Raw genomic sequence first — 1,261 nt, 5'->3', positions numbered from 1 at the left:
AATGAGTCCAGGAGGCAGACTCGGCATCGATCACCGATGCCGTGCTGCTTGCCCGGGCTACCGATCCCGGGTCGCTTCGGAACCCCCGTTGGAGCGCCCGAAGCATTCGATCAGCATCTCGGTGAGGACCCGAACCTTGCGCGATGGGTGCTGCCCCGGGGGCCGGACGACATAGATGCCGTGCTCGGGAACGGGATAACGCGGCATCACTGGCACCAGTGCGCCCGAGTCCAAATGCTCTTGAATCAGATCGTTGGGGAGGGCTGCGATACCGATCCCGGCCACCGCAGCGGCAACGAGGGCGACGCCGTTGTCGGCTTTGAACCGCCCTTGCGGCCGCATCGCGATGACCTTGTCGCCGTCCATGGCGGGCCATGTCTCGGTGCCCTGCATGAGTGCCTGATGGGTCACGAGTTCCTCAGGCGTTTCCGGTAACCCGTATCTCTCGATATAGGCCGGCGACGCGACATACTTGGCGTTGATCGGGCCGATCCTTCTCGCGATCAGGTTGGAATCGGGCAACATTCCGACGCGGATCGCGCAATCGTACCCCTCTGCGATCAGGTCGACGAACCGATCCGTGTAGCATGCGTGGATGTGCAGCTCTGGATGGCGCGCCGCCATGTCAGCGAGGATGGGCGCGAAATGCGTCGGTCCGAACGACAGCGGCGCCGCGACGCGCAGGCGTCCTCTCAACTCGCCCGCCGGGAGGACCGTCTCCCTGGCAACCTCGATCTCGGCAACCACCCGCGCAGCGTATTCCCGGAACGTCGCCCCGGCCTCGGTCAGCGCGGCACCCCGCGTGGTGCGGGCGAGAAGCTGCACACTCAACTCCGCCTCGAGCCGGACGAGCCGCCGGCTGACCATCGATTTGGATATGCCGAGCCGGCGCGAGGCGGGCGTTATGCCACCCGCGTCGNGCACCCCGCGTGGTGCGGGCGAGAAGCTGCACACTCAACTCCGCCTCGAGCCGGACGAGCCGCCGGCTGACCATCGATTTGGATATGCCGAGCCGGCGCGAGGCGGGCGTTATGCCACCCGCGTCGGCGACTTCGACGAACGTCCGCAAGTCCTCAATTTCCATCCAGCGTTCCCCGGCGTGCGACACAGCACATCATCAGGCGACGCTACCGCGCCGGAAAGGGGAATGGCAACACCCGAGCCGGGGACGTCGCCTCGATCGATCCCTCAGCGACCTACGGAACCATTTTCAGAAGAAAGAACCGTCATGACACTCCGCAACGGCCTCGATTCGCTTCTT

1 protein-coding gene and 1 pseudogene are annotated in these 1,261 nt (G+C 65.3%); both read right to left on the bottom strand.

Going from position 1 to position 1,261, the window contains the following annotated elements; all coding sequences use genetic code 11:
- Positions 1–57: 57 nt before the first annotated feature.
- Entirely contained in the window at positions 58–924 is an 867-nt protein-coding gene (locus AC58EF_RS28475) for a LysR family transcriptional regulator (RefSeq protein ID WP_497279720.1), read from the bottom strand.
- A 4-nt stretch (positions 925–928) separates the two neighbouring features.
- Positions 929–1,084 (bottom strand): annotated as a pseudogene (locus tag AC58EF_RS28470) (helix-turn-helix domain-containing protein); the annotation flags it as partial.
- Positions 1,085–1,261 lie beyond the last annotated feature (177 nt).

The sequence above is a fragment of the Sphingobium sp. WR1 genome (genome assembly GCF_059693745.1).
The sequence above is the reverse complement of the archived record's forward strand: the minus strand, read 5'-3'. Positions and strand labels throughout refer to the sequence as shown.